The organism is Streptomyces sp. NBC_01275, assembly GCF_026340655.1.
Classification (GTDB): Bacteria; Actinomycetota; Actinomycetes; order Streptomycetales; family Streptomycetaceae; genus Streptomyces.
In genome coordinates this window covers 1,105,104-1,126,958 of sequence record NZ_JAPEOZ010000001.1, presented here as the reverse complement: position 1 = coordinate 1,126,958, position 21,855 = coordinate 1,105,104, and the positions used below count along the sequence as shown (strand labels likewise).

At 72.4% G+C, this 21,855-nt stretch carries 17 protein-coding genes; 8 read left to right on the top strand and 9 right to left on the bottom strand.

The window, feature by feature from the left end:
• Positions 1 to 22 precede the first annotated feature (22 nt).
• From OG562_RS04735 to OG562_RS04715, 5 genes are all read right to left on the bottom strand, one after another.
• Complete coding sequence (locus tag OG562_RS04735; RefSeq protein WP_266393913.1) at positions 23 to 1,279, bottom strand: phosphodiester glycosidase family protein; 1,257 nt, start codon at positions 1,277 to 1,279, stop codon at positions 23 to 25.
• Positions 1,280 to 1,566: 287 nt separating this feature from the next.
• Complete coding sequence (locus tag OG562_RS04730; RefSeq protein ID WP_266393910.1) at positions 1,567 to 2,016, bottom strand: carboxymuconolactone decarboxylase family protein; 450 nt, start codon at positions 2,014 to 2,016, stop codon at positions 1,567 to 1,569.
• Positions 2,017 to 2,083: 67 nt separating this feature from the next.
• Positions 2,084 to 2,812, bottom strand: coding sequence for a hypothetical protein (locus OG562_RS04725; protein WP_266393907.1), 729 nt, complete (start codon positions 2,810 to 2,812; stop codon positions 2,084 to 2,086).
• Between the two features lie 89 nt (positions 2,813 to 2,901).
• Entirely contained in the window at positions 2,902 to 3,159 is a 258-nt protein-coding gene (locus OG562_RS04720) for an EF-hand domain-containing protein (RefSeq protein WP_266393905.1), read from the bottom strand.
• Positions 3,160 to 3,247: 88 nt separating this feature from the next.
• Positions 3,248 to 6,352, bottom strand: coding sequence for a tetratricopeptide repeat protein (locus tag OG562_RS04715; protein WP_266393903.1), 3,105 nt, complete (start codon positions 6,350 to 6,352; stop codon positions 3,248 to 3,250).
• 193 nt (positions 6,353 to 6,545) lie between these two features.
• Between OG562_RS04715 and OG562_RS04710 the strand changes: the two genes are divergently transcribed.
• The 4 genes from OG562_RS04710 to OG562_RS04695 all read left to right on the top strand — a co-directional run bounded on the left by OG562_RS04710 (position 6,546) and on the right by OG562_RS04695 (position 9,752).
• Positions 6,546 to 7,001 carry a DUF2690 domain-containing protein gene (locus OG562_RS04710; RefSeq protein WP_266393900.1) on the top strand — a complete coding sequence of 152 codons (456 nt, stop codon included), beginning with the start codon at positions 6,546 to 6,548 and terminating at the stop codon, positions 6,999 to 7,001.
• 107 nt (positions 7,002 to 7,108) lie between these two features.
• On the top strand, positions 7,109 to 8,044 hold the full coding sequence (locus tag OG562_RS04705) for a helix-turn-helix domain-containing protein (protein WP_266393898.1): 936 nt from the start codon (positions 7,109 to 7,111) through the stop codon (positions 8,042 to 8,044).
• A gap of 97 nt (positions 8,045 to 8,141) precedes the next feature.
• Positions 8,142 to 9,128, top strand: coding sequence for an SMP-30/gluconolactonase/LRE family protein (locus tag OG562_RS04700; RefSeq protein ID WP_266393895.1), 987 nt, complete (start codon positions 8,142 to 8,144; stop codon positions 9,126 to 9,128).
• A 120-nt stretch (positions 9,129 to 9,248) separates the two neighbouring features.
• Positions 9,249 to 9,752 carry a hypothetical protein gene (locus tag OG562_RS04695; protein ID WP_266393892.1) on the top strand — a complete coding sequence of 168 codons (504 nt, stop codon included), beginning with the start codon at positions 9,249 to 9,251 and terminating at the stop codon, positions 9,750 to 9,752.
• Between the two features lie 127 nt (positions 9,753 to 9,879).
• Here the strand turns inward: OG562_RS04695 and OG562_RS04690 are convergent, their stop codons facing one another.
• Entirely contained in the window at positions 9,880 to 10,335 is a 456-nt protein-coding gene (locus tag OG562_RS04690; RefSeq protein ID WP_266393889.1) for a DUF5707 domain-containing protein, read from the bottom strand.
• A 214-nt stretch (positions 10,336 to 10,549) separates the two neighbouring features.
• Between OG562_RS04690 and OG562_RS04685 the strand changes: the two genes are divergently transcribed.
• From OG562_RS04685 to OG562_RS04675, 3 genes are read left to right on the top strand one after another with little or no spacing between them, the layout of a single operon-like run.
• Positions 10,550 to 12,874, top strand: coding sequence for a histidine kinase (locus tag OG562_RS04685; protein WP_266393883.1), 2,325 nt, complete (start codon positions 10,550 to 10,552; stop codon positions 12,872 to 12,874).
• The gene (locus tag OG562_RS04680; RefSeq protein WP_266393880.1) at positions 12,871 to 13,554 is read left to right on the top strand and encodes a response regulator transcription factor; all 684 of its coding nucleotides are present in this window, start codon (positions 12,871 to 12,873) and stop codon (positions 13,552 to 13,554) included. The genes OG562_RS04685 and OG562_RS04680 overlap by 4 nt, the downstream gene beginning before the upstream one ends.
• A 47-nt stretch (positions 13,555 to 13,601) precedes the next feature.
• On the top strand, positions 13,602 to 13,937 hold the full coding sequence (locus OG562_RS04675) for an SCO4225 family membrane protein (protein ID WP_266393877.1): 336 nt from the start codon (positions 13,602 to 13,604) through the stop codon (positions 13,935 to 13,937).
• 16 nt (positions 13,938 to 13,953) lie between these two features.
• Here the strand turns inward: OG562_RS04675 and OG562_RS04670 are convergent, their stop codons facing one another.
• On the bottom strand, positions 13,954 to 15,129 hold the full coding sequence (locus OG562_RS04670) for a hypothetical protein (RefSeq protein ID WP_266393874.1): 1,176 nt from the start codon (positions 15,127 to 15,129) through the stop codon (positions 13,954 to 13,956).
• A gap of 253 nt (positions 15,130 to 15,382) precedes the next feature.
• Here OG562_RS04670 and OG562_RS04665 point away from each other — a divergent pair, with 253 nt between their 5' ends.
• Positions 15,383 to 16,978 (top strand): sigma factor, encoded by a 1,596-nt coding sequence (locus tag OG562_RS04665; protein WP_266393871.1) that lies wholly within the window; start codon positions 15,383 to 15,385, stop codon positions 16,976 to 16,978.
• Here the strand turns inward: OG562_RS04665 and OG562_RS04660 are convergent.
• Entirely contained in the window at positions 16,967 to 18,460 is a 1,494-nt protein-coding gene (locus OG562_RS04660) for a family 43 glycosylhydrolase (RefSeq protein ID WP_266393868.1), read from the bottom strand. The two genes, OG562_RS04665 and OG562_RS04660, sit on opposite strands and share 12 nt — an antisense overlap.
• Complete coding sequence (locus tag OG562_RS04655) at positions 18,457 to 21,747, bottom strand: discoidin domain-containing protein (protein ID WP_266393866.1); 3,291 nt, start codon at positions 21,745 to 21,747, stop codon at positions 18,457 to 18,459. Before OG562_RS04655 ends, OG562_RS04660 begins: the two co-directional genes overlap by 4 nt.
• Between the last annotated feature and the right edge of the window lie 108 nt (positions 21,748 to 21,855).

Sequence of the window (21,855 nt, the reverse complement as noted above, 5' to 3'; positions counted from 1 at the left end):
CACCAGCTGAACGGCGGGTTCACTACTGGGTGAAGACGCCGATGCCGTTCGGCACGGGGCGCTCCGTGCCGTCGGACGGGTGGTTGCGGACCGTCACCTTGGTCTTGCCCGACGGGCGGGCCACCAGGGTCGACGAGCCGCCGCCGTCCAGGCTGAAGCCCTCGGTCGCGCCGAGGCTCTTGAGGGCGGCGGCGACCTCGGCGATCGTCAGGCCCTTGCGGTACGCGGCCGCGCCGTCCAGCGCGAGCAGGTACACCCGCTTCCCGCCGTTGCCGATGCCCACCGCCGTGCGCACGGCCGAGACCCGGGCGTCGAGCCCGGACCGCGGCGCTCCGCCCGAGAGCACCGGATAGCCCCCGACCGCGAACCGGTACGTCGCCCGGGACGCGGCCGTCAGCCCGTGGGTCACCGTCACCCGCTGGCCCACCTTGAAGGTCTTCAGGCGTTGCGCGCCCGTCTCCCGTCCGACGAGCACCGTGGCGCCCGCCGCGATGGACCCGCTGCCCGGCTTGGACGCCGTCGACACGACCCGGCCGTGCTTGACCGTCACCTCGTAGGTGCTCGAACTGCACGCCGCGCCCCGGCTGGTGTCCGTGCCGCAGGCGGCCCGCAGCCGCGAGACGCTGCCCCAGTCCGAGGTGTACGCGCCGATGCCGTTCACCGGCAGCGCGTACTGGTTGAGCCCGCTCAGCGCCACCCGGCTGCGGGTGGCGGTCACCTTGCCGGCGAGGTCCAGGCTGTCCACCCGGGCCTTCCCGTCGGCGGCTACGCCCACCACGGCCCGGGTGTTCGTGCCCGGCGGCAGTTCGGGTCCGAACCGTTGGGCGTCCGGGACCGCGCCCTTGAGCACCTTCCCGTTCGCGATCGCCGGACCCACGCTCGCGCCGGTCGCGGTGATCCCCGGGTGCTGGGTCTCGGAGATGTTGAAGAAGTCGCCGTTGATGCCGGCGACGGCCTTCTGCGCGTCGGCCTGCCGGGAGACGGGCGCACGGGACGCCACCGCTCCCGGGTACAACAGCCCCAGCCGCACATGGGCGTTGGCCAGGTCGACGCTGAGCACGTGCACATGAGTCACCCCGGCGGCCGCCTGCAGGTCGTACTGCCGGTACGTCACGCCCGCCGCCACCGTGGTCCAGGTCGCCGCGCCGGCCGGAGTCGCGCCCGCGAGGGCGGCGCCGGCCAGTGTCCCGAGCGCCGTCAGCAGCGTCAGCGACGTCCGCCGCGTAGGCCGCGTAGGCCGCTTTCTGCGTACCCCGGACCGTTTCTGATGTCGTGTCACAGACCCCCCTGGCTGGTTTCGAGCGGCAACTTTCTCACGAGGGACGGGCGCGACCGCCGGGGGGAAAGCGGGAACGCCACGAGAACGGGTGAGGAAACCCACGATTTGGGGTGTTCTGACGGTCCATTCGGAGGTACGGCCCGACCGGCTGTGCTACTCCGTCCGCCAGCCGCTCGCCCCCGCGGGCAGGGCGACCACGCCCAGGCCGTGGTGGGGGCGTATGGGGCGGGGCTGGTCAGCCCGCGTCCGGTGCGGGGGTGAGGGGCCCGGCGAGCGAGGCCGGGGGACTAGCGCACGGGGTGTCTGCTCAGGATGGACACCCGGTTGAAGGCGTTGATGGCGACGGCCACCCAGATCACCGCCGAGATCTGGTCCTCGGTGAGGACCTGGCGGGCGTCGGCGTAGGCGGCCTCCTGTGCGGCGGCGTCGGTCGGGGCGGTGGTCGCCTCGGCGAGAGCCAGCGCGGCGCGTTCCAGGGGAGTGAAGAGGCCGGTGTCCCGCCAGGCCGCGAGGACGCCGAGCCGCCGGGTGTCCTCGCCCTCCCGCAGGGCGGCCTTGGTGTGCACGTCGAGGCAGAACGCGCAGCCGTTGAGCTGTGACACCCGCAGGTTGACCAGTTCCACGACGGTGCGCTCCAGGCCCGCGTCGGCGGCGGTCGCGCGCACGGCCTCGGACGTCTGGAGCAGTGCGTGGTAGGCCTTGGGGCTCTGCTTGTCGATGAAGATCCGTCGCGTCATAGTTGAATATCTAACCATTCTTGTGGGGGCGGGGTTCGGCCGGCGGGGTTCGGTCGGCGGGGTTCGGTCAACCCACCTTGTCGCCCGGTGAGACGGGGTGCGCCTCCAGCTCCGGGGCGGCCAGCAGTTCGGCGATCAGCGCCGGGGAGCCGCCGACGTAGGTGCTGACCAGGTCCACGTCGCCGCCCAGGCACCAGGCACGGTCCTGCGGCCACCACAGGTCGGGCAGCTCGGCGAACTCGTTCAGGGACACGGGAGAGACGGCCTCGGCCAGCGGGCCGGCGAGCAGGACCTCGTCCCGGCCCGGGGTCGGGAAGGACGGAATCCCGTCGAAGTCCCAGCGGCCGTAGCCGTTCCACAGGCCGAACCAGCACCGCTCGGGGGTCCGGGTGTGCCGGGCCAGGACGGGGATCAGGGCCTGGGCGACGGCGGGCGGAGTCGGCCCCTCCGCCGGATGCTCGTCCCAGACGCCGGGCAGACCGTACGCGCAGGCGTTGTGGTAGTCGCGGTCCAGACCGGCGACCTCGTGCCAGTCGGCGCCGGGCCGCGTCCCGAGCCCGCGGGCGGCGGCCACCGCGGCCCATCGCACGGGCCGCTCGTCCAGCGCCGCCGGGTGCAGCACCCGCGCGTAGGCGGCGAACCCGGGCGCGGCGACGCCCGCCACCGTCCCGAAGTCGCCGTGTCCCGGGGCGCGTTCGGTGAGCCAGTCGGCCGGGCCGAGGTCGGCGGTCCGCACCTCCAGGCGTCCGTAGCGGGCGGGAGCGGGCTCTCTGTCCACCAGGCGATAGTCGTCCACGCGTGACAGTGTGCCCGGTCTGCCGGTCTGCCGGTCTGCCGGTCTGCCGGTCTGCGCGTCTGTTGATCGGTCCGCCGGTCGGTCCGTGCTCAGCGCCAGCCGAAACGGCGGTCCGCCACGGCCGCGAACTCCTCCAGGGTCAGTACCGAGTCCCCGTTCTGGTCGGCGGCGTCGAACAGCGCGGAGGAGGCGTCGGGGTCCCCCACGCCCCAGAACGGCAGGTGCCCCGACGCGGCGAGGGTCGGGCCCTTGGTGCGCAGGGCGGTGATCACCTCTTCGCGGGTCAGCGTCCCGTTCTCGTCGAGGTCGAGCGCCTCGAACAGTTTCCGCGCCTTGTCACTCGCCACGTCGGTCTCGTCCCTCTCGGCCCCGGGCGGCCGGGCCCGCCCCGACCCGCTCACGGACGAGACGCCGTACGTCCCGCCGCGGTTCCGCTCAGGGGGACTTCAGGAGCAGGAGTGTCTCGCGGACCTCGTCCACCCGTGGCGAGCCGAGCGCCGTGTACAGGGACAGGGCCTGTTCGAGGTGGTACGTGGCACGAACCAAGTCCCGCAGTGCCTGCCGGACGAGAGCCGTGCCGAGGTGGGCGCGGGCCTGTTCCTCGCGCTCCTCGATGCCGAGCGCCACGTCGAGCGCCGCATCGTGGGCGTCCAGCGCCTCGGTATGCCGTCCGGCGCCGCGGAGGGCTTCGCCCAGGCCGTTGAGGGCGCCTGCCTCGCCGTAGCGCTCGCCGGTCCGCCGGAAGAGGTCCAGGGCCAGATGCTGGTGGGCGGCCGCCTCGTCGTACCGGCCGAGCGCGCACAGCGCGTTGCCCAGGTTGGACAGGGCGTGCGCCTCGCCGCCGGTGTACCCGAGGCGACGGAAGACGGCGAGCGCGCGCTCGAAGTGCCCGGCCGCGGCCGGGTGATCGCCCAGGCGCGCCAGGACGATGCCCAGATTGCCGAGGGCGCTGGCCTCCCCGACCTGGTGGTCCTTCGCCCGGTACAGGTCCAGTGCCCGCCGGTAGCAGTCGATCGACGCCTGGTAGTCCTCGAGCAGTTCGTGCACGATGCCCAGGTTGTTCAGCACGTCCGCCTCGCCGTGCGCGTCACCGGCCGCACGGAACAGCTCGACCGCCCGCTCGTGGTGATCGGCGGCCGCCCGGTACTGGCCCCGCAGCTCGTGCAGCACGCCCACGTTGGTCAGATGGCGGGCCTCGCCGGCCTGGTATCCGATACGGCGGCACAGCACGAGGGCGCTCTCGTGGTGCCGGTGGGCGGTGTCGTAGTCGCCGAGCCGCCGGTGGACCGCGCCGATGCAGGCCAGGAGGTCGGCCTCGCCGTGGGCGTCCGCCACCGAGCGGGCCGCGCGCAGGGCGTGCGTGTGGACGGTGAGGGCGTCCGCGTAGTGCCCGGACCGCTCGTAGTGGCGGTGGAGCGTGGTGGCCAGCCGCACGGTGTGCCCGGAGGGACCGGGCTCCTCGGTCCGGGAGCAGAGCGCCACCAGGGTGGGCTGCGCGGCGCGCAGCCAGGCACGGCACTCCTCGGCCGTCCGCAGGGGCGGCGCCAGCGGCGGCACACCGGCCGCGGGTATGTCGACGGTGGGGCGAAGATGCCGTTCGGCCGGGTACAGGACGTCCATCGCCGTCGCGGCCGCCGCCAGACAGTGGTCGAGCAGACGGGTCACGGCCGCGTCCCGGTCCGCCGCCGTGTCGTGCCGGCCGGCCAGTTCCCCGGCGTAGGCCCGCAGCAGGTCGTGCATGCCGTGGCGGCCGGGACCGGTCCGGTGCAGCAGATGCGCTCCGGCCAGGACGTCGAGCGCCCGCCGAACGCGGTCCACGGACTCCCCGGCCAGGGCGGCGGCGGAGTAGGCGTCGACATCGGGTCCGGGGTGCAGACCCAGGAGCCTGAACAGACGCGCGGGCAGTTCGGGGAGACGCTCGTACGACCAGGAGAAGACGGCGCGTACGGCGGCCCGGGGATCTCCGTCGCCGGACTCCAGCAGGTCCAGGCGTCGGCGATGGTCCCGCAGTTCGGCCACCAGGACGGCCAGGGGCTCGACGGGGCGGGACAACACGAGCTCGGCCGCCACCCGCAGGGCCAGCGGCAGCCGCCCGCACTGTTCGGCCAGGTCCGCCGCCGCGGGGCGCTCGGCCTCGACCCGCGGCCCGATCAGCGCGCGCAGCAGGGCCAGCGCGTCGTGCGGGCGGAGGGCGTCGAGGGTCACCCGGTGCGCTCCGTGCACCGACACCAGGGACGCCAGGGAGTCCCGGCTCGTGATGAGGACCTTGCAGGTCGGACTGCCCGGCAGCAGCGGTCTGACCTGGGCGGTGGACGCGGCGTTGTCGAGTACGACGAGCAGTCGCCGTCCGTCGACGGCCGTGCGGTAGCGTGCCGCGCGGTCGTCGAGCCGCAGGGGGATCTCCGGCCCGGGAACGCCCAGTGCGGTGAGGAACCCGGCGAGCGCCTGGGCCGCGGACACCGGTTCCTCCGGGCTGTAGCCCCTGAGGTCGACGTAGAGCTGCCCGTCGGGGAAGGCGTCCCGCACCCGGTGGGCCCAGTGGACGGCCAGCGCGGTCTTGCCGACGCCCGCGGTGCCGGAGACGGCGGACACGACCACCGCCGACGTCCGGCCGGTGTCCTCCGTGTCTTCCGTGTCCTCCGTGACCTCTACGGCGCCCAGATGCCGGGTCAGGTCGATGAGTTGGTCGTCCCTGCCGGTGAAGGACCGTACGTCCATGGGAAGTTGGGCGGGGACCGGGACGGGTGCGGGCTGTGCTTCCGGGGGCCGTTCCGTCGCTGTCTCGCGCAGCGACTCCTCGTATGCCGACTGCAGTTCGCTGCCCGGGGCGATGTCCAGTTCCGCGGCCAGCTGCCGACGTATCTCGGTGTACACATGCACCGCCTCCGCCGTCCTCCCGGCGGCGGACAGGCTGCGGATCAGCATCCCGGCCAGGGGCTCGGACAGCGGGTGGTCGTCCATCAGGGGCCGCAGGAGCCCCGGCACTTCTTCCGCGGTCCCCTGCCGCAGCGAGGCCTCGGCCCAGGAGAGCGCCGCCTCGACCCGTTCCTGGGTCCAGCCGGTCCGCATGCGCTCGGCCCACGCCCCGGGCAGCCCGGCCAGCGGCACACCGCGCCACAGCCGCAGCGCCTCCTCCAGGACACGGGCGCGCTCCGTGCCCGAGCGCCGCTCACGCCCCTGTGCGACGAGCGCGCGGAAGCGCAGCAGATCGACCGCGTCCTCGTCCGCCTCCAGGACGTATCCCCCGGAGGCCCTGCTGATGCGGATCGTCGGCTCTTGCGCCTCCCGGCCGCCCGCCGCGGCCTCGGTCGCGGCGTCGTCGAGGAGCCGTCGCAGTCGGCTGATATGGGAGTAGAGGACCGACCGTGCCCCGTCCGGAGGGGCGGTGTCCCAGACGCGGTCGACCAGGGTGTCCACCGCTACGGGACGGCCCGCGTCGGCGGCCAGCGCCGCGAGGACCGCCCGACGACGCGGCTGTCCCACATCGAACGCCCGCCCCGCGACCCGCAGTTCCAGGGGACCGAGTAAGTGCAGTCTCACCAGGCCTCATTCGCCATCGCCAGCCGCCACAAGGTTTTCGCAAGGTTCACCGTAGAACCTCATCCGGCAGGACGTCATCCGTTTCGAGTCCCTGCTGTACGGGGGTTCAGCAGGGGCTCGCGGAGACTCCCGGCGAAAGACGCCATCAAGGGCATCAGGGCCATCAGGGTCATTGAGGCCATGGAGGAGAGACATGAAGAACCTTCGGCGCTGGGCCGCGTCCGCGTCCGTGCTGATGATGGCGGGGGCGGGCACCGCCGTCGCCGCGCCCGCCAGCGCCGCCCCGACCGCCAGCTGCTACGGGTCGACCTGCGAGGGCAAGGACCCCAGCGTGTACTGCGCGGACGACGCGACCTCCCCGGTGGGCGGGATATGGCTCGGCCAGGCGTACGTGGAACTGCGCTACAGCCCGAGCTGTCGGGCGGCCTGGGCGCGCATCTCCCACGCGAGCTACAACACCCTCGACCAGTTCACCCCGTACGCCACCGTCCGCCGCAACTCCGACGGTCGCGAGTACACCTGCGCCGTGGCGACCACGGGCACCGGCTGCTACACCAAGATGGTCAACGACATCAACGTCACCTCCTACGCCAAGGGCATGTGGGACAGCGGCGCGCGGACCTACGAGGGCCGGACCTCCTCGTACTGACCGATCGCGGAAACACCGGCGCGGGGCTCCCCATGGGTCGAGCCCCGCTGCTGCCTATCCACGGTTGGGGCAGGCTGAGTGTTCCGGGTCGGCCCATACTCGGATCCATGAACGCGAAATCGCAGCTCGGGGACTTCCTGCGGGCGCGGCGCTCGCAGCTGCGTCCCGAGGACGTCGGGGTGTCCACCTACGGGGAGCGCCGACGTGTGCCGGGACTTCGGCGCGAGGAGCTGGCGCTGCTGGCGGGCGTGAGCGTCTCCTACTACACCAGGCTGGAGCAGGGGCAGTCCCTGAGCGCGTCCGTCGAGGTGCTGGACGCGCTCGCCGGGGCGCTGCGGCTGGACGAGTCCGAGCGGCGGCACCTGCACGACCTGACCCGGGCGGACCGGCAGCGCACCCGGAGCCGGCGGCCCGCGCCGGAGCGCGTCACACGGGCGGCGGGTCAGTTGCTGGACGCGCTGGCGGACGTCCCCGCGATCGTGCTCGGCCGGCGCGGCGACGTGCTGGCGTGGAACCCCCAGGGTCACGCGCTGTTCGCCGGGCACGTGGACCCTGGCGCCCCCGAGGTGTCGGCGCAACGGCCCAACATGGCCAGACTGGTGTTCCTCGACTGCCACACCCGCGACCTGTACGCCGACTGGCCGAGCAAGGCCAGGGCAGTGGTGGGGAGTCTGCGCCTGGTGGCCGGCCGGCACCCGCAGGACGCGGCGCTGCACGCGCTGGTGGGTGAACTGAGCGCGAGAAGCACGGAGTTCGCCTCGATGTGGGCCGATCACCGGGTCCGGGCGTGCACCGTCGCCGTCTACGAGATGCGGCACCCACTGGTCGGCACGCTGACGGTCACTCAGCAGACCCTGAGCCACGGCCCGGGCCCCAACGTCGTCGTCGCCACCACGGAGGCGGCATCCCCCTCGCGGGCGGCGCTGACCCTGCTCGCCCAGGCCACCGGCCGGGACGCCGCCCAGGCCGCCAGCCGGGACGCCGGTCAGGACGCCACCCCGGCCGCCCGGGCGCGGACGAGGTCCCCAGTCACCACCGGCTGACCGGCCGCTCATCCCCACCCACCCCCAATTCGCTCACCCCATCCCACCCATGCGTCGGCGTATCGCTGCCGCCTGCCCGAAATCCAGTGAAGGAACCATGCTCAAGAATCTCTCGATGTCCGCCCTGTCGTCGGCGGTCCTCGTCGTCGCCACCGCCGTCGCCGCCACGGCACTCGGTCCGGCTCCGGCCTCGGCCGTCTCCGCGCCGCTGGGCGACGCGCGGATCGCCGCGCACTTCGACCTGGCCGAGGGCCAGATGCCGGAGAACATCGCCCTGGGGCCGGGCGGCGCCGCATACGTCACCTTCGCCGGGAGCCGACAGATCGCCGAGGTCTCTCCCCAGGGCGCCACCCGCATCCTGGCCACCCTGCCCGAGCCCGCCGACGGCGGTGTCCACACCCCGGTCCTGGGCTTCCCGCTGACCCTCGGCATCGTCCGGGCCCACGACGGCACCCTGTACTTCCTGTACGCCACCGGCACCGCCGACCTCACCGGCGTGTGGCGTCTGCGCCCCGGTGGCGTACCGCAGCGGATCGCCGCGCTGCCGGCCGACGGCCTGCCCAACGGCCTGGCGCTGGACCCCCGTACCAGCACCCTCTACGTCACCGACTCCGTGCTCGGCGCCATCTGGAGCGTGCCCGCCTCCGGCGGTGCTCCCACCGCCTGGTCCACCGCTCCCGAGCTGGCCCCCACCGGTTTTCTCGGCGCCAACGGGCTGAAGATCCACAAGGGTGCGGTCTGGGCCACCAACCTCGACCAGGGCACCGTTCTGCGCATCCCCGTCCGCCGGGACGGGCGCGCCGGCGCGGTCCGGACCGAGGCCACCGGTCTGCCGGGGATCGACGACTTCGCCTTCACCGGCCACGGCGACCGGCTGCTGGCGGCACTCAACGGCCCGAGCGAGGTCGCGCTCGTCCAGCCCGACGGCAGCCACTCCACCGTGCTCACCTCGGCCGACGGTCTGCAGAACCCCACGTCGATCGCGCTGCGCGGCGACACCGTCCACGTCCTGAGCGCCGCCTATCTCACCGCCGAGGACCCCAACCTGCTCCTCGCTCACCTGAACGACCAGGGCAGGTCCTAGGGCCGCGACGAGGTGAACGGGCTGTGCCGTCCGCCCGTACCCCTGGGCGTAGTCGTACGCCTGGTCGCCCCGTGTGGGCAGGCGTCGTGGACCGGATACGGACCGGATACGGAGAGGTACGTGCCACAGCAGCCGCAGCGAGGACGCATCGGTCGGACCCTGCCCACCGCCCGCCTGATACGCGGGGCCGCGCTCGCCGCGAGCGTGGCCGTGCTGCCCTTGGTCACGGCGTGCAGCGCAGCGGAGGAGGAGGTCGTGATGAACAGCGATCCGTCGAAGATCTCCGCCGCCCCCGAGGCCGGTGTCGTGGCGCCGGCGAAGGTCGAGGTGATCGCCGACCTGACCGGCTGCAAGCCCACGATCCGTATCGAGGCGGACGAACTGCGCCAGGGCCTCTGCCACACGGAGAAGATCGACTACCTCATCACCACCTTCCCCGAGGAGGAGTACAAACAGGCCTGGCTGGACTCCGCCGCCGTCTACGGGGGCAAGTACCTGGTCGGCTCGCGGTGGATCGTCAGCGCGAAGGAGCCGGAGATGCTCGAGCAGTTCCGCGCCAAGCTCGGCGGGACGGTCCAGCAACTGCGCGGCATGGGCCCGACCGTGGCCCCGAGCGCGTCGTGACGATCAGGTCGGCAGGCGCCTCGACTCCCTGACCAGCAGGTCGATTTCGGCGGCCCTGGTGCCGCGGAGGAACGAGGCCGGCCGGGCGCCTCGTGGGCGCCCGGCCGGGGCGGGGTGGAGCGGTGGGTCAGGGTGCGACGGTGAAGGTGGCCGCGCGGGGCGCGAACGCCGTGCCGCCGTCCTTGGCGGTCGCCAGCGCCGAGACGTACCAGGCGCCCTGGGCCGACTCGGCCGCGTCCTTCTTCGTGACCGGCAGGGTGTAGGTGCAGCGGGACGTCTCGGCGGAGGTGCTCCGGCAGGTGGCGGAGTCCACGTCCCGCAGCTCCGCCTCGGTCGGGTCGAGCTTCGAACTCGCGGGCCAGGCGATGACCTTGAGACCCCGGACGCCCGAGTCGTCGCTCACGTCCGCGGTGAAGGTGAGCGAGCCGGCGCCGCTGTCGGACGGAGCGACGTAGCGGACCGAGCTGTTCTTCACGGTCGGCTCCGTGGCGGCCGAGGCCGAGGCCACGGCGAGGCCGCCGGCGACTATGCCGCCGACCGCGACGACACCGACGAGCGACGAGACGAGAATGCGCTTGGACATGGGAGATCCCCCTGCTGGATGAGTGAAGAACCGCTGGTTTGGAAGCGTTGGTCGACCGCTTCCTCGATGTGATCGAGCCTAGGGCCGGGGGCATGGCGTCGGCCTCGGGCCGCAGGACGAACCCCGCGTCGAACCGGAGATAGAGACCGGGGGACCGGAATCCCCCTCCAGCCGGAGCCGGGCCGCTCGCCCACGGCCCTAGCCTTGATCCGACATGAATCGAACCGACGACCGGCTGCTCCCGGTCCTGCTGATCTGCGCCCAGGCCGTGGTGTGGCCCGGGGCGGCGCTGGCGCGCGGAGACGTCCCGTCCGCGTCCGCCCTGCTCGTGGCGGCCCTGGTCGCCGGCCTGGTGACGGCCGCGCTCGCCCTGCGCCGTACCCGCCCGGTGACCACCCTCGTCCTGGTCGCCGCCGCCTGTGCGCTGGGCGCCGGGCCGCTGCCCACCGGGGCGACGGCGGTGCTGGGGACCGCGGGCGTCGCGCTGGCCCTGTTCACCGTGGCGACCGAACGGGACGCCTTCACCGCCGTGCTGTGCGTGTCGGCGCTCGCCGCCTGGCAGCTGCTGCAGGGCCTCACCCTGCACGGGCTGAGCGACCGCGACGGACTCGATCTCGTCCTGACCGCCGTGCTGTACGCCACCGCGTGCGGCGCCGGTCTGCTGATACGGCGGACCCGTCGCGCGCGCCGAGCGGCCGAAGACCTGCTGAAGCGGGCCGAGACCGAGCGTCACCGGCTCCCGGCAGCCGAACGCCGCCGTATGGAGAGGGAGTTGCACGACGTCAGCGCCCACCATCTGACGGCCGTGGTGGTCACGGCGGGGGCCGCCCTCGGGTTGCGCGAGCGTCGTCCCGAACTGGCCCAGGAGGCACTGGAGTTCGCGGTCGAGACCGGCCGCGAGGTCACCCGGGCGCTCGGCGCGGTACGGGCCCCCGCGCCCTCGCGGGAGGAACTGCCGTCGCCGGAGGAGCGGTTGCAGGCCCTGGTCGCCGGGTTCCGCCGACTGGACCAGCGGGTGGACTGCGAGATCGACCCGCTGCCGGACGGCGCCGTCGCCGACGCGGCGTACGGCATCGTGCGCGAGGCGCTGACCAACGTGGCACGGCACGCCCCCGGCGCGCAGACGAGGGTGCGGTGCCGCTACGGCGACACCCGCACGGACGTCGTGGTCACCAGCGCGCCGCCGCAGGCCGGTTCGGCGGCGCACGGTGCGGGCCTCGGCGGCGGACGCGGCCAGGGCTTCCTACGGGCTCGGGCACGGGAGGCGGGCGGCACCCTGACCAGCGGCCCTACGGCGGACGGCGGTTGGGAGGTGCGCGCGGTCCTGCCCGGCCGGACCACCGCCCAGGCGGAGCGGACCGCACCGTGGAGCTACCGCCTGGCGCAGCTGACGGCCGCCGTCGGCCTGGTCCTCCAGCCGCTGCTCCCGGTGCTGGTGATCCGGACGGAGACGACGTCGAGCGGCTCGCACGTCTCGGCGGGCATGTTCTTCGCACTGCTGGCGGCGGCCCAGGCGGTCGCCCTCCTGTGGCTGCGCCGGGCGCCCCGCACCGCGTATGCGGTCCTGCTCGGCCTGGCCCTGCTGTGGCCGCTGGCGATGGACACGGGCGGCTACACGGGTTCGGTCGTCCTGCCGCCCGCGCTGAGCATGGCGGCCACGTGCTGGGCGGTCGCCGTGGATGCGGCGCGAGCCCGGGGCGGTGCGATGGACAGGGGCTGCCTGATCGCAGTCGCACCGACCCTCCCTCTCGCGGTCGCGGCCGTGGCCGTCCACGCGACGGCTGCCACGGCCGCCGTCCTGGACCGCGGCACGACGCTCCCCGCCTGGGCGGTCGCCGGCTGGACGACGGCGGGGGCGGCCGTGGTGGTCGGTGCGGCCTGGTACGGCGGCGCCCAGCGCGGGCGTCGCGACCGGGCCGCCCGGGGCGTCCAGGCGGAGTCCCTCGCCGCCTGGACCGAGGAGGCCGTCCGGGACGCGTGGGCCGAACGCCGCCGTATCGCCGCCGGGTTGGAGACCACCGTGCTGGCGCGCACCGCCGACATGGTCACGGAGGCGGAGGCGGGCCGGCTCGACGTGACCGCCGACCGCGCCCGCGAGGCCCTCGCCGCGATGCGCGCCCTGCTGGACACGGTCCGCGACGGGGAGACGGCCCCCGAACTACGTCCCCAGCCCACCGTCCAGGCTCTCGACCTGCTCGCCCACCAGTGCCGGGCCACCGGCCGCGACGTCGAGATCCGACTGACCGACCGGGTGCCGCAACGGCTGCCCACCGCCGTCGACCTGGCCGCCTACCACGCCGCCGAGACCCTGCTCGCGACCGGCGGCGAGGAGAGCGCCGTGCTCGAACTCGACGCGGGCGACGGTACGTTGACGATCACGGCCACCGGTGTGCCCCGCGCCGCCGACACCGCCGTACGGGAACGGCTCACAGCGCGGATCACACCGCTCGGCGGCACCCTGGCGACCGGCCCGTCGGGCACGGTCCGCCTCCGGCTGCCCCTTGGCGCGACGCCGGACGACGAGGAGAGGGAACGATGAGCCTGAGGGTGCTGGTCGTCGACGACCAGGGCATCGTCCGGGCGGGGTTCGCCGCGGTGATCGACGCCGAGGAGGACATGACGGTCGTCGGCGAGGCCGCCGACGGCGTCGCCGCGGTGCGTCTCGCCGCTGAACTGGCCCCCGACGTGGTCGTCATGGACGTACGGATGCCCGAACTGGACGGCATCGCCGCCACCCGGATCATCACCGGCCGCCAGAACGCGCCCCGGGTCCTGGTGCTGACCACCTTCGACCTCGACGCGTACGTCTTCGACGCGCTGCGCGCCGGCGCCTCCGGGTTCCTGCTCAAGGACGTGCGCGCCGCCGAACTGCTGGACGGCATCCGGGTGGTGGCAGCCGGCGAGAGCGTCCTCGCCCCGTCCGCGACCCGCCGCCTCATCGGCCACTACGCCTCCGGAGCGGGCACGGGACTCCGGTCGGAGGACGGCCCCCGCGAGCTGGACAGCCTGACCGGCAGCCAGCGCACCGTCCTCGCCCTGGTCGCGTCCGGACTCAACAACGCGGAGATCGCCGACCGGCTCGGCATCACCGTCGGCACCGTGAAGTCCCATGTCAACGCGCTGCTGCGCAAGCTCGGGCTGCGCGACCGGGTGCAGGCGACGATCCTCGCCTACGACCTCGGCCTCGCCCGCCCGAACCCACCCGGCGCCCATCTCTGACCACCACGACCACCATCCTGCTTGGCCACGACAGAGGAGTTCACCCCGTGACCGGTACTGTTTCCGGCCGTTCCGGCCGGTCCCTTCCGCGCCGGCTGCGGCAGGCACTCGGCGAGGTCGCGGCCCTCGTCTATCTCGGGGTCTGCGCCGTCCTGCTCGGGTGGGCGGTCGTGGTGACCGCCGTCGACAGCTCCGGCGAGTCCATGGCGGGCGTCATCCCGTTGCTCGCCACCGCCCCGGCCAGCCTGGTGCTGCTCTTCCTGCCGGACCACGCCGCGATGTTCGTCGTCGCCGTCGTGTTCGGGGCGCTGGCCAACGCCGCCGTCATCGGCTGGTGCGCCCGCGCACTGCGCCGCGGCGACGGCCCGGACCCGGCGCGTTGAGCTTCGGCCTCCGTGGTCAGCAGAGAGGGACGCCCGGCAGCTCGTTGTCCGGCGACCGGACGTAGATGTTGGTGATGTAGCCGCCGTACAGCGGCAGATAGGCCCACCACTCGTTGACGTACGGCGGCACCTCGACGCGCTGGCCCTGTTTCTGACAGCTGACCGACACCTCGACCCCCGCCGGGAGTCTGGTGAGCACGGTCGAGGAGGTGGTCGTGTCGGCCCGTACGCGTACGTCCGTTCCCCAGGTGCCGAACCAGGCGCCGGCCGCACGCGCGCCCCCGGGCACGTTCAGCGACCGGACCAGCCGGTTGAGGTTGGTGTAGGCGGCGCCGAACGAGGTGCTCGTCGGCTGGAGGGTGAACACCGCGACGATCGAACGGTCTCCGGCGCCGACCGTTCCGGTGGTGTGCAGCGCCCGCTGCGTCAGATCCACGTCGGCGGCCCGCGCGTCCGCGACGTCCCTGACTTCCCCGCTCGCGGCGGAGGTTGTCCCGGTACAGCCACCGGAGTCGCCGAAGCCCGACCAGCCCTGCTTCACCGCCCACGGCCGCTCGAACGACGCCGGGATGCCGAAGCGCTGGTCGAATCCGTCCGTCCCGCACCGCGTGGACTGGCGCAGGTCGCCCATGACGAGGGTGCGGACGGGGGCGGGGGCGCCGTCCAGGAGGTAGCGGTAGATCCGTACGGTGTCGGCCGCCGACAGCGCCGTATAGCCCCAGGAACCGGGGTAGCCCGCCGAAGGGCCCGAGGTGTCGGTCAGGCCGAGACGGGAGACCATCCGGTCGACGATCGCGCCGCCGCCGTTCTGCGACCAGTAGGACGAGGCGCTCGCGTCGTCGCTGGAGCGCAGCATCGAGTCGAAGCGGGCGCGGTCGGCGGCGGGCAGGGTGTAGTCGGGGCCGCGGTTCCACAGGTGGTCGAGGGCGATGAGCAGCTTGACGACCGACGCGGACCGGAACTGCGTCCTGGTGTTGAGCTGTTCGGTGAAGGTCCCGGTCTGCCGGTCGAAGACCGCGACCCCCGCGGTCACCCCGGCCGGTACGTCGACGGCGGCTCCGCCGCTCGGGGCCCGCACGGGCTGCGCGGCTTGCGCCGATCCCGTGCCGAACAGGGTCGCCACCAGCCAGACCAGGACGCCGACGACGCCGACGACGCCGACGACGCCGAGAAACGAGCGTCTGACACGCATCACTTGAATTTCCCCCTGTTCCTGTGTGGGACATCCACTCCAGGAGCAGTGAAGGCCCTGGCCGTTCCCACGTGAACCTCAGACGTACGAGGGTGCGCGGCCGAGCCGGCAGCGCGCAGCCCGGCGGGCGCACCCTTCTACCGGTGATATGACCTGCGTCACTTTCCCGCGATTGGTTGAGTCTTTTATCATCCCGGCATACAAACTCGTGCTCGCCCCATCAGCACCAGCAGGTAACTGGAGTGTTCCTGCCATGAACGACGGTCCCGCCGCCGTGCCCGCACCGGCGCCCGCGTCCGCCGCCGCGTATGCCCGGATCTACGAGGAGCACCAGCCTCGTCTGGCCGCGTACGCGCGCTCGCTCACCAGGAACGCCTGGGCTGCCGAAGACGTCGTCGCCGAGGCGCACTTCCGCGTGTGGCGGCGACTGGCAGCCGGGCACGAGATCGACAACGTGCCCGCGTACCTCATGACGACCGTGCGGCATCTCGCCACCGCCGCGGGCGGCGCCGTACGCGAGACCCCGCAGGATCCGCAGGCCGCCGAGCGGGTCGTCGAGCAGTCCAGGGGCGGGGTCCACCGGGACGATCCCGCCGAACAGGTGTCTTCCGTGGACCTGTTGGTGCGGGTGCTGGGCCAGTTGCCCGAACGCTGGGTGAAGGCACTGTGGCTGGCGGAGGCCGAGGGGCAGCCGCTGGCGGCGGTCGGGTCGCACATCGGGGCCAAGGACGGCGCGACGGCGGTGCTGTTGCACAGGGCCCGCGAGGGCATGCGCCAGGCGTTCCTGCGGACCCAGCCCGGCGCCCCGGGCGACCCCGCGTGCGAGGTCCACTGGGGGCGCATGCCCGCCTACGTCCGCGGCGCGGCGACGGCGCGGCAGTCCGAGCGGTTGCTCGGCCACGCCGACACCTGCGACGACTGCCGCGGGCGGTTGGCGGTCCTGATGCGCGCCAACGACCGGCTGCCCGCACTCGTCGGCCCGGCTCTGCTCGGGCTCGCGCTGGGCGGAGCGGGCAAGTTCCTCGCGCCGTTCGCCGCGGGGTCCGCCGGAGCGTCCGCCGCAGCGCAGGTCGCGGCGGGCGGGCACGGCGGCGGGATGCTGCACGCCGTACGCGGTGTCGTGGGCGGTGGTGCGAAGGCGCCGGCGGCGGTCGCGGTGGGGGCGGCCGTGGCGGGCGCCGTCGTGCTCTCCCTCGCGCTCGGCCCGATGGACTCCTCCCCGGCTCCACAGGACAGGACGCCGGTGGCCAAGGCGCCGGTGGCGTCGCCGTCGAAGGACGTGCTCGCGGCGGCGCCCGCCAAGCGCGGCCCCTCCGCCGACGCGGCCGAGGAGAAGGCCGACGGCGCGCCGGCCCGGACAGGCGCCACGGTCGCCTCCTGGACGGACGGCGCGGCCGTGGACCGGCCGGTGGTGCGGGCCGACGACGTCAGCCCGGCTCCGCCCGAGTCGACGAAGGACGAGCCGACGGCGGACGATCCGGCGAAGGACGATCCGGCGAAAGGCGAGCCTGCGGCGGGTGGTGAGGAGCAGGATCCCGGCACGTCCGAACCGGGAGAGAAGGCACCGGAGCCGGAGCCGGATCCGGAGACTCCAACTCCCGTTGAGGACCCGCCCGTCGAGGAACCTTCCCCCGCGGAACCTCCGGTGTCGGCCGAACCGGATCCGGCCACTCCCGCTCCCGACCCGGCTGATCCCGCTCCCGACCCGGCCACTCCCGCTCCCGACCCGGCCACTCCCGCTCCCGACCCGGCTGATCCGCCCGCCCCGGTGGATCCCGTGCCCGCCGACCCGCAGTCGCCCCCGGACCCCGGAGGAGACTGCGGGGGCGGACGCGCGCTATTCCCCTGACGGTGCGGGCAGTGTGGTGCCGAGGGCGACCGGGGCGCCGAAGTTCGGTGTGCCGTCGGCGTTCCAGGTGAACTTCTGGGCCCTCGTGGTGCGGTTCATGTCGCAGCCTCCGCTCGCGGAGTTGTTGGCGTGGTACACGATCCAGTCCTCGGTCCCGTCGGGGGACTTGAAGAAGCCGTTGTGGCCGGGGCCGTACACCCCGTTGGCGTTGGACCGCTGGAAGACCGGGTTCGGCGACTTGACCCAGGAGGCGGAGCTGAGGGGGTCGCCGCCGTTGTAGGTGAGCATCCCCAGCTTGTAGTCGGGGGTGGAGCAGTGGCTGGCGGAGTAGACGATGAAGGTCTTGCCGTCCCGCTGGAGGACCTCGGCGCCTTCGTTGACCGCGCCGCCCACCGTCTCCCAGCTGTAGGTGGGCGTGGACAGCACCCTGCGGGTGCCGCTCGCGGTCCACGGGTTCGACAGCGGCCGGATGAACATGGGCTGCGAGCCGTTGTAGTACGTGCCCAGGAGATAGAGGTTTCCGCCCAGTTGCAGGATGCTCGGGTCCAGCTCCCAGGTGTTGTCCTGGGTCGGGTCGAGCAGGTCGGCCTTGAAGCTGTAGGGCCCCATCGGGTCGAGGCCGGCGCTCTCCAGGACGTGGATCCGCTGGGTGCCGAGGTCGTACGGCTCCCGTCCGGCCGTGTAGTAGAAGTACCACCGCTTCCCGTTCGGGCCGTCGAGCAGGTGGAACTCGGGGGCCCACATCGTGCCCGCCCCGTTGGGCCGGGTGAGGTTGAAGATCACCTGGTCGGCGGCCGTGGCGAGCCCCGCCAGGGTGCTCGCCTTGCGCATGGTGATCGTCGAGTTCCAGGTGGTCGTGGCGAGGTAGTAGTAACCGCCGTAGTAGGTGAGCCAGGGGTCGGGTCCGTGCTGGGAGAGCGGGTTGGCGAAGGTGTGCGGGCTCGTGCCGCCGCCGGTGAAGCCGGGCAGCCGCCACACCCTGCCGTTCGCCGTCGCGCACGGCAGCTGCACCAGGTTGGTGTTCGAGGCCGAGGAACCGCCGCTCGGCGTCACGCACTTGCCCGAGCTCACGGAGACCAGGTTGAAGGTCTTGTCGGTTCCCGAGACCGTCACGGAGACGAGCCGCCACTGCTGGTTGGTCCCGCCGTGGCAGGGCCACTGGATGACGGCGGCGTCGTCCGCGGTGGACGCCCCGTAGACGTCGACGCACTGGCCGGACGCCACGGTGATCGTGTAGGTGTCGGTCGTCCCCGTGACCTGGGTGAAGCCCAGGTTCTGGTTCGCTCCGGCGCTGCATGCGAAGGCACGCAGTTGAGTTCCGTTGGTCGTCGAACTGCCGGGCAGGTCGAGGCAGTTGCCGCCGTTCTGGTTGACCCCGGTCGAGGTGAAGGCGACGGCGGCGGACGCGGACGGCGCGGTGAGGAGGGCGACCGGGGCGATCAGCAGGGCGAGGAGCGCGGAGAGGCATCTGGACCGGGTCACGGGCTGTACACCTTCGCTTCGAGGAGGCCGACGGAGTTGGTGCCGTTGCCGGTGAGCAGCACCCGTAGTCGTGTGGTGCTCGTGGCGGTGAAGGTGACGGTGTTGTACTGGTTCTTCGCCAGTGGGTAACCGCTCGCGCCGGGTACGTCGGCGTAGGCGCTGCCGTTCCAGTACTGCAGCTTCCAGGACGCGGGCATGTCGATGCCCTGGTCGTCGTCGAAGAAGTACACGTCGGCCTTGTTCAGGGTCTTCGCGGCGGGCCAGGTCAGCTCGGCCCACTGCTGGCCGGTCTGTGGCCAGGTGCCCCAGCGCGGGTTCACGGTGTCGTTGGAGGAGGGCGGGTCGACACCGTCGTTGACGGCGGTGACGCTCTCCCAAGGCGAGGTGTACGAGGCCGAAGCGGTCGCGGAGGTCGCCTGGTTGGCAGGTGGCTGGACCCCGCCCCGGTTGTAGACCTTCACCTCGGTCAGGCCGGTCTTCGCCCCGGAGGCATTGGTGGCCAGGACCCGTACGCGCTGGGCGGTGACCGCCGGGAACCTCACCAGGTTGTAGTTGGCGCGCGGGACGGCCGGACTCTTCGTCTGGCCGGGCACGTCGACCCATGAACTGCCGTTGTGGTACTGGATGGTGTACGCGGACGGCGCCCGATAGGCGGCACTCGCCGGGCGGCTGTCCTTGAAGTACAGCCGGACCTCGTTGAGCGTGCGGGCTGTGCCGAGGTTCAGCTCGTACCAGTCCTGGCTGTTGGCGGAGCCGCCCGCGCCCCAGAACGGCTCGTTGGTGGGATATCCGTCGACCGCGCCGGAGACGTTGCTGCCGGAACCGGTGTAAGAGGCGGACGCGGTCGCCCCGGCGGCGAGGTCGGCCGGGTCGCCGGTCAGGTCGACGCCGGCCTTGGCGAACATGTCGACCAGACGGGGGCTGTCCTGGACCACCTGGTTCGGGGCCTGGAGACCGGGGACGGCCGTGTGGTAGCCGACCGTGCCGCTCGTCGTCACCTCACCGGTGGCCGGGTCCCAGGTGAAGGGCACCAGCGAGCTGACGGTGGCGGCCCGGCTGCCGTTGACGTAGATCGAGTAGCCCTCCGGGACGCCGGGATAGCGCACCACGCCGTCGGCCGGGTCGTCCCAGACGATGGACAGGTCGGCGTTGCGGTAACGGAGGTTGTTGACGGTGAAGTGGTCCCAGCCGATGTCGATCGGCGACAGCTCCACCTTGGCGTCGTTGCGGGGCCGCAGACCGGCGACGTCCTCGATCACCGTCCAGTTGCTGCTGCCCAGGATGTTGTGGTGGATCCAGGAGCGGTAGTCGATTCCCGTGCCGTTCCAGTCGGCCCAGAACTCGTTGGCGTCCGGCCACTGCGTGTTGCCGCCGACGTACTGCGCCCAGGCGTTCCAGTAGAGCAGCTTCTTGTAATCGGTCGCGTTCATCCAGGAGTTGGGGTAGTTGCGCAGCACCGAGGAGTACAGCCGGAACTGCACCGTGGAGTTGATGGTGGAGAAGTTGTTGGAGCCCGGGCTCCCGGCGTCGGCCGCCGCCTGCTTGTCGACCTGGTTGGCGGTGTAGAAGGGGAAGACGGGGTACTGGGCCGGGTCGTCGAACAGCCGCAGGGCCTGCTTGTACGTCGCGGTGTCGGGCACCGCGCCGACCGAGAACGGGTAGTAGTTGTTGATCTCCTTCCAGGGCACCCACTCGTTGGTCGACTTCAGCCGGTGCTCGAACAACTGCCGGCCCGGGTTCCACAGCACGTTGACGATGGCGTCCTTGATCTGCGTCGCCAGCGTGCGCATCTCGGTGGCCTTGGCCGTGTTGCCGGTCGCCTCGTAGGCCTGCGCGGCGGCGAGCGCGCCGCTGTACTGGTAGGCGGACTCGGCGCGGTCCATGTTCCCGGACTTCCAGTGGAAGGAGACCGCGTCGGCGTCGTTGCCGGTCAGCGCGCCCCAGTCGTACTCGATGAGCTTGTTGTCGTCATGGTCGTAGTAGGCCAGTTGACCTTTGACGTCGCCCTCGGCGTAGTGGGCCAGGTTGCCGGCGATGGCCGGCTGGCCGCCGTGGATCTGGTAGCTCTTCCACGCCGCCTCGGCGATGTACTGGGTGTAGCTGTTGGACCAGTTCTCCGGGTCGCCCGGATTGTCGAGGAAACGGCCGCCCTTGGAGACCTGGCCGACGTTGAGCCAGTCCCCGTAGGCGTAGGCCGGGTTGCGCAGGTACTTGAGGTCGTCGATGTGCATGGGCTGCGTCAGCGCGATCGCGTTGTTGTAGCCGAGGACGCCCTCGGTGGAGGTCGGGAACTGGTAGGTCTGCCCGGGGATGTCGGCGTCGAGGCTGTTGAAGCGCATCAGCCACCAGCGGTAGTAGACGCTCTTCTTGATCGCCGGTTCCGGTACGTCGATGTAGGGCACGTTCTGCGCCCACCACAGGTTGTAGGCCCTGACGTGGGTGGCGAAAGCGGTCGCGTTGGAGTAACCGGCGTAGGCGGTGTAGTCGGTGAGCGACTCGGGGATCTCGCTGGTGACGAAGCCCATCACCAGCTTTGCGGTCACCGTGGCGCCGGCCGCGATCGTCACGGACCGGTTGAGCCCGCCGCCTGACACGGCGAAACCGTCGCCGGTGAGCCGTGTCTGGATCGTGGTGAGGTTGTTGTAGGCGTTCACCTGCCCGGTCAGCTCACTGCCGGTGCCCGCGGTGGCGTACGGGGAGGTCGCCCGTAACTGAAGTGTGGTGGCGGCCGTGCCGTTGTTCTTGATCGACAGATTGGTCACGGCGACGTTGTTGTCGGTGATGAACTTGGTCTGGTCGACCGTGACGGAGCCGCTGGTGTGCACGCTCTTCCAGTGGCTGGGCGTCTGCCGGCGCTGGGCGACCTGCTCGGTGAAGGCGCCGGGGGAGAGGGCGACGGTGTAGGCGTTGTTGTCGGTGACGCTCTCCCAGTAGGCGACATGGCCGCCGAAGCCGAGCACCGCCGGGTCGTGGGTCTTCATGAAGACCGCGCGCCCCCGGCTCATCAGCCAGGGTCCGGCCGGGTCGTCGCCGGTGCGGGCCAGCAGCCGGTCCATCCAGAAATCGGTGCCGGAGCTTTCCGCGTCGTAGATGGTCCGCATCATGTCGCCTGGCGTGTAGGCGACGGGCGGGGCCGGGATCGTCGGCCCGGAGAAGGCGGGGAATCCGATCGTCTGCGCGGCGTGCGCCGGAGTGGCGGTGAGGACGGAACAGGCGCTGAGCAGCAGGGCGACGAGGAGGCATCTCGTGCGTCGGTGTCTGGCCCGTGAGGAGTGCGGTCTTCTCATCGGATGCTCCCTGTCCGGTTGACGACAGCGGTCATGAGCCGGGGAGTGCGGAAGAGGAGTGCGAGGGGAAGTGCAGAAGGGGTGCGCGGAGGGGGGTGCGGAGGGGGT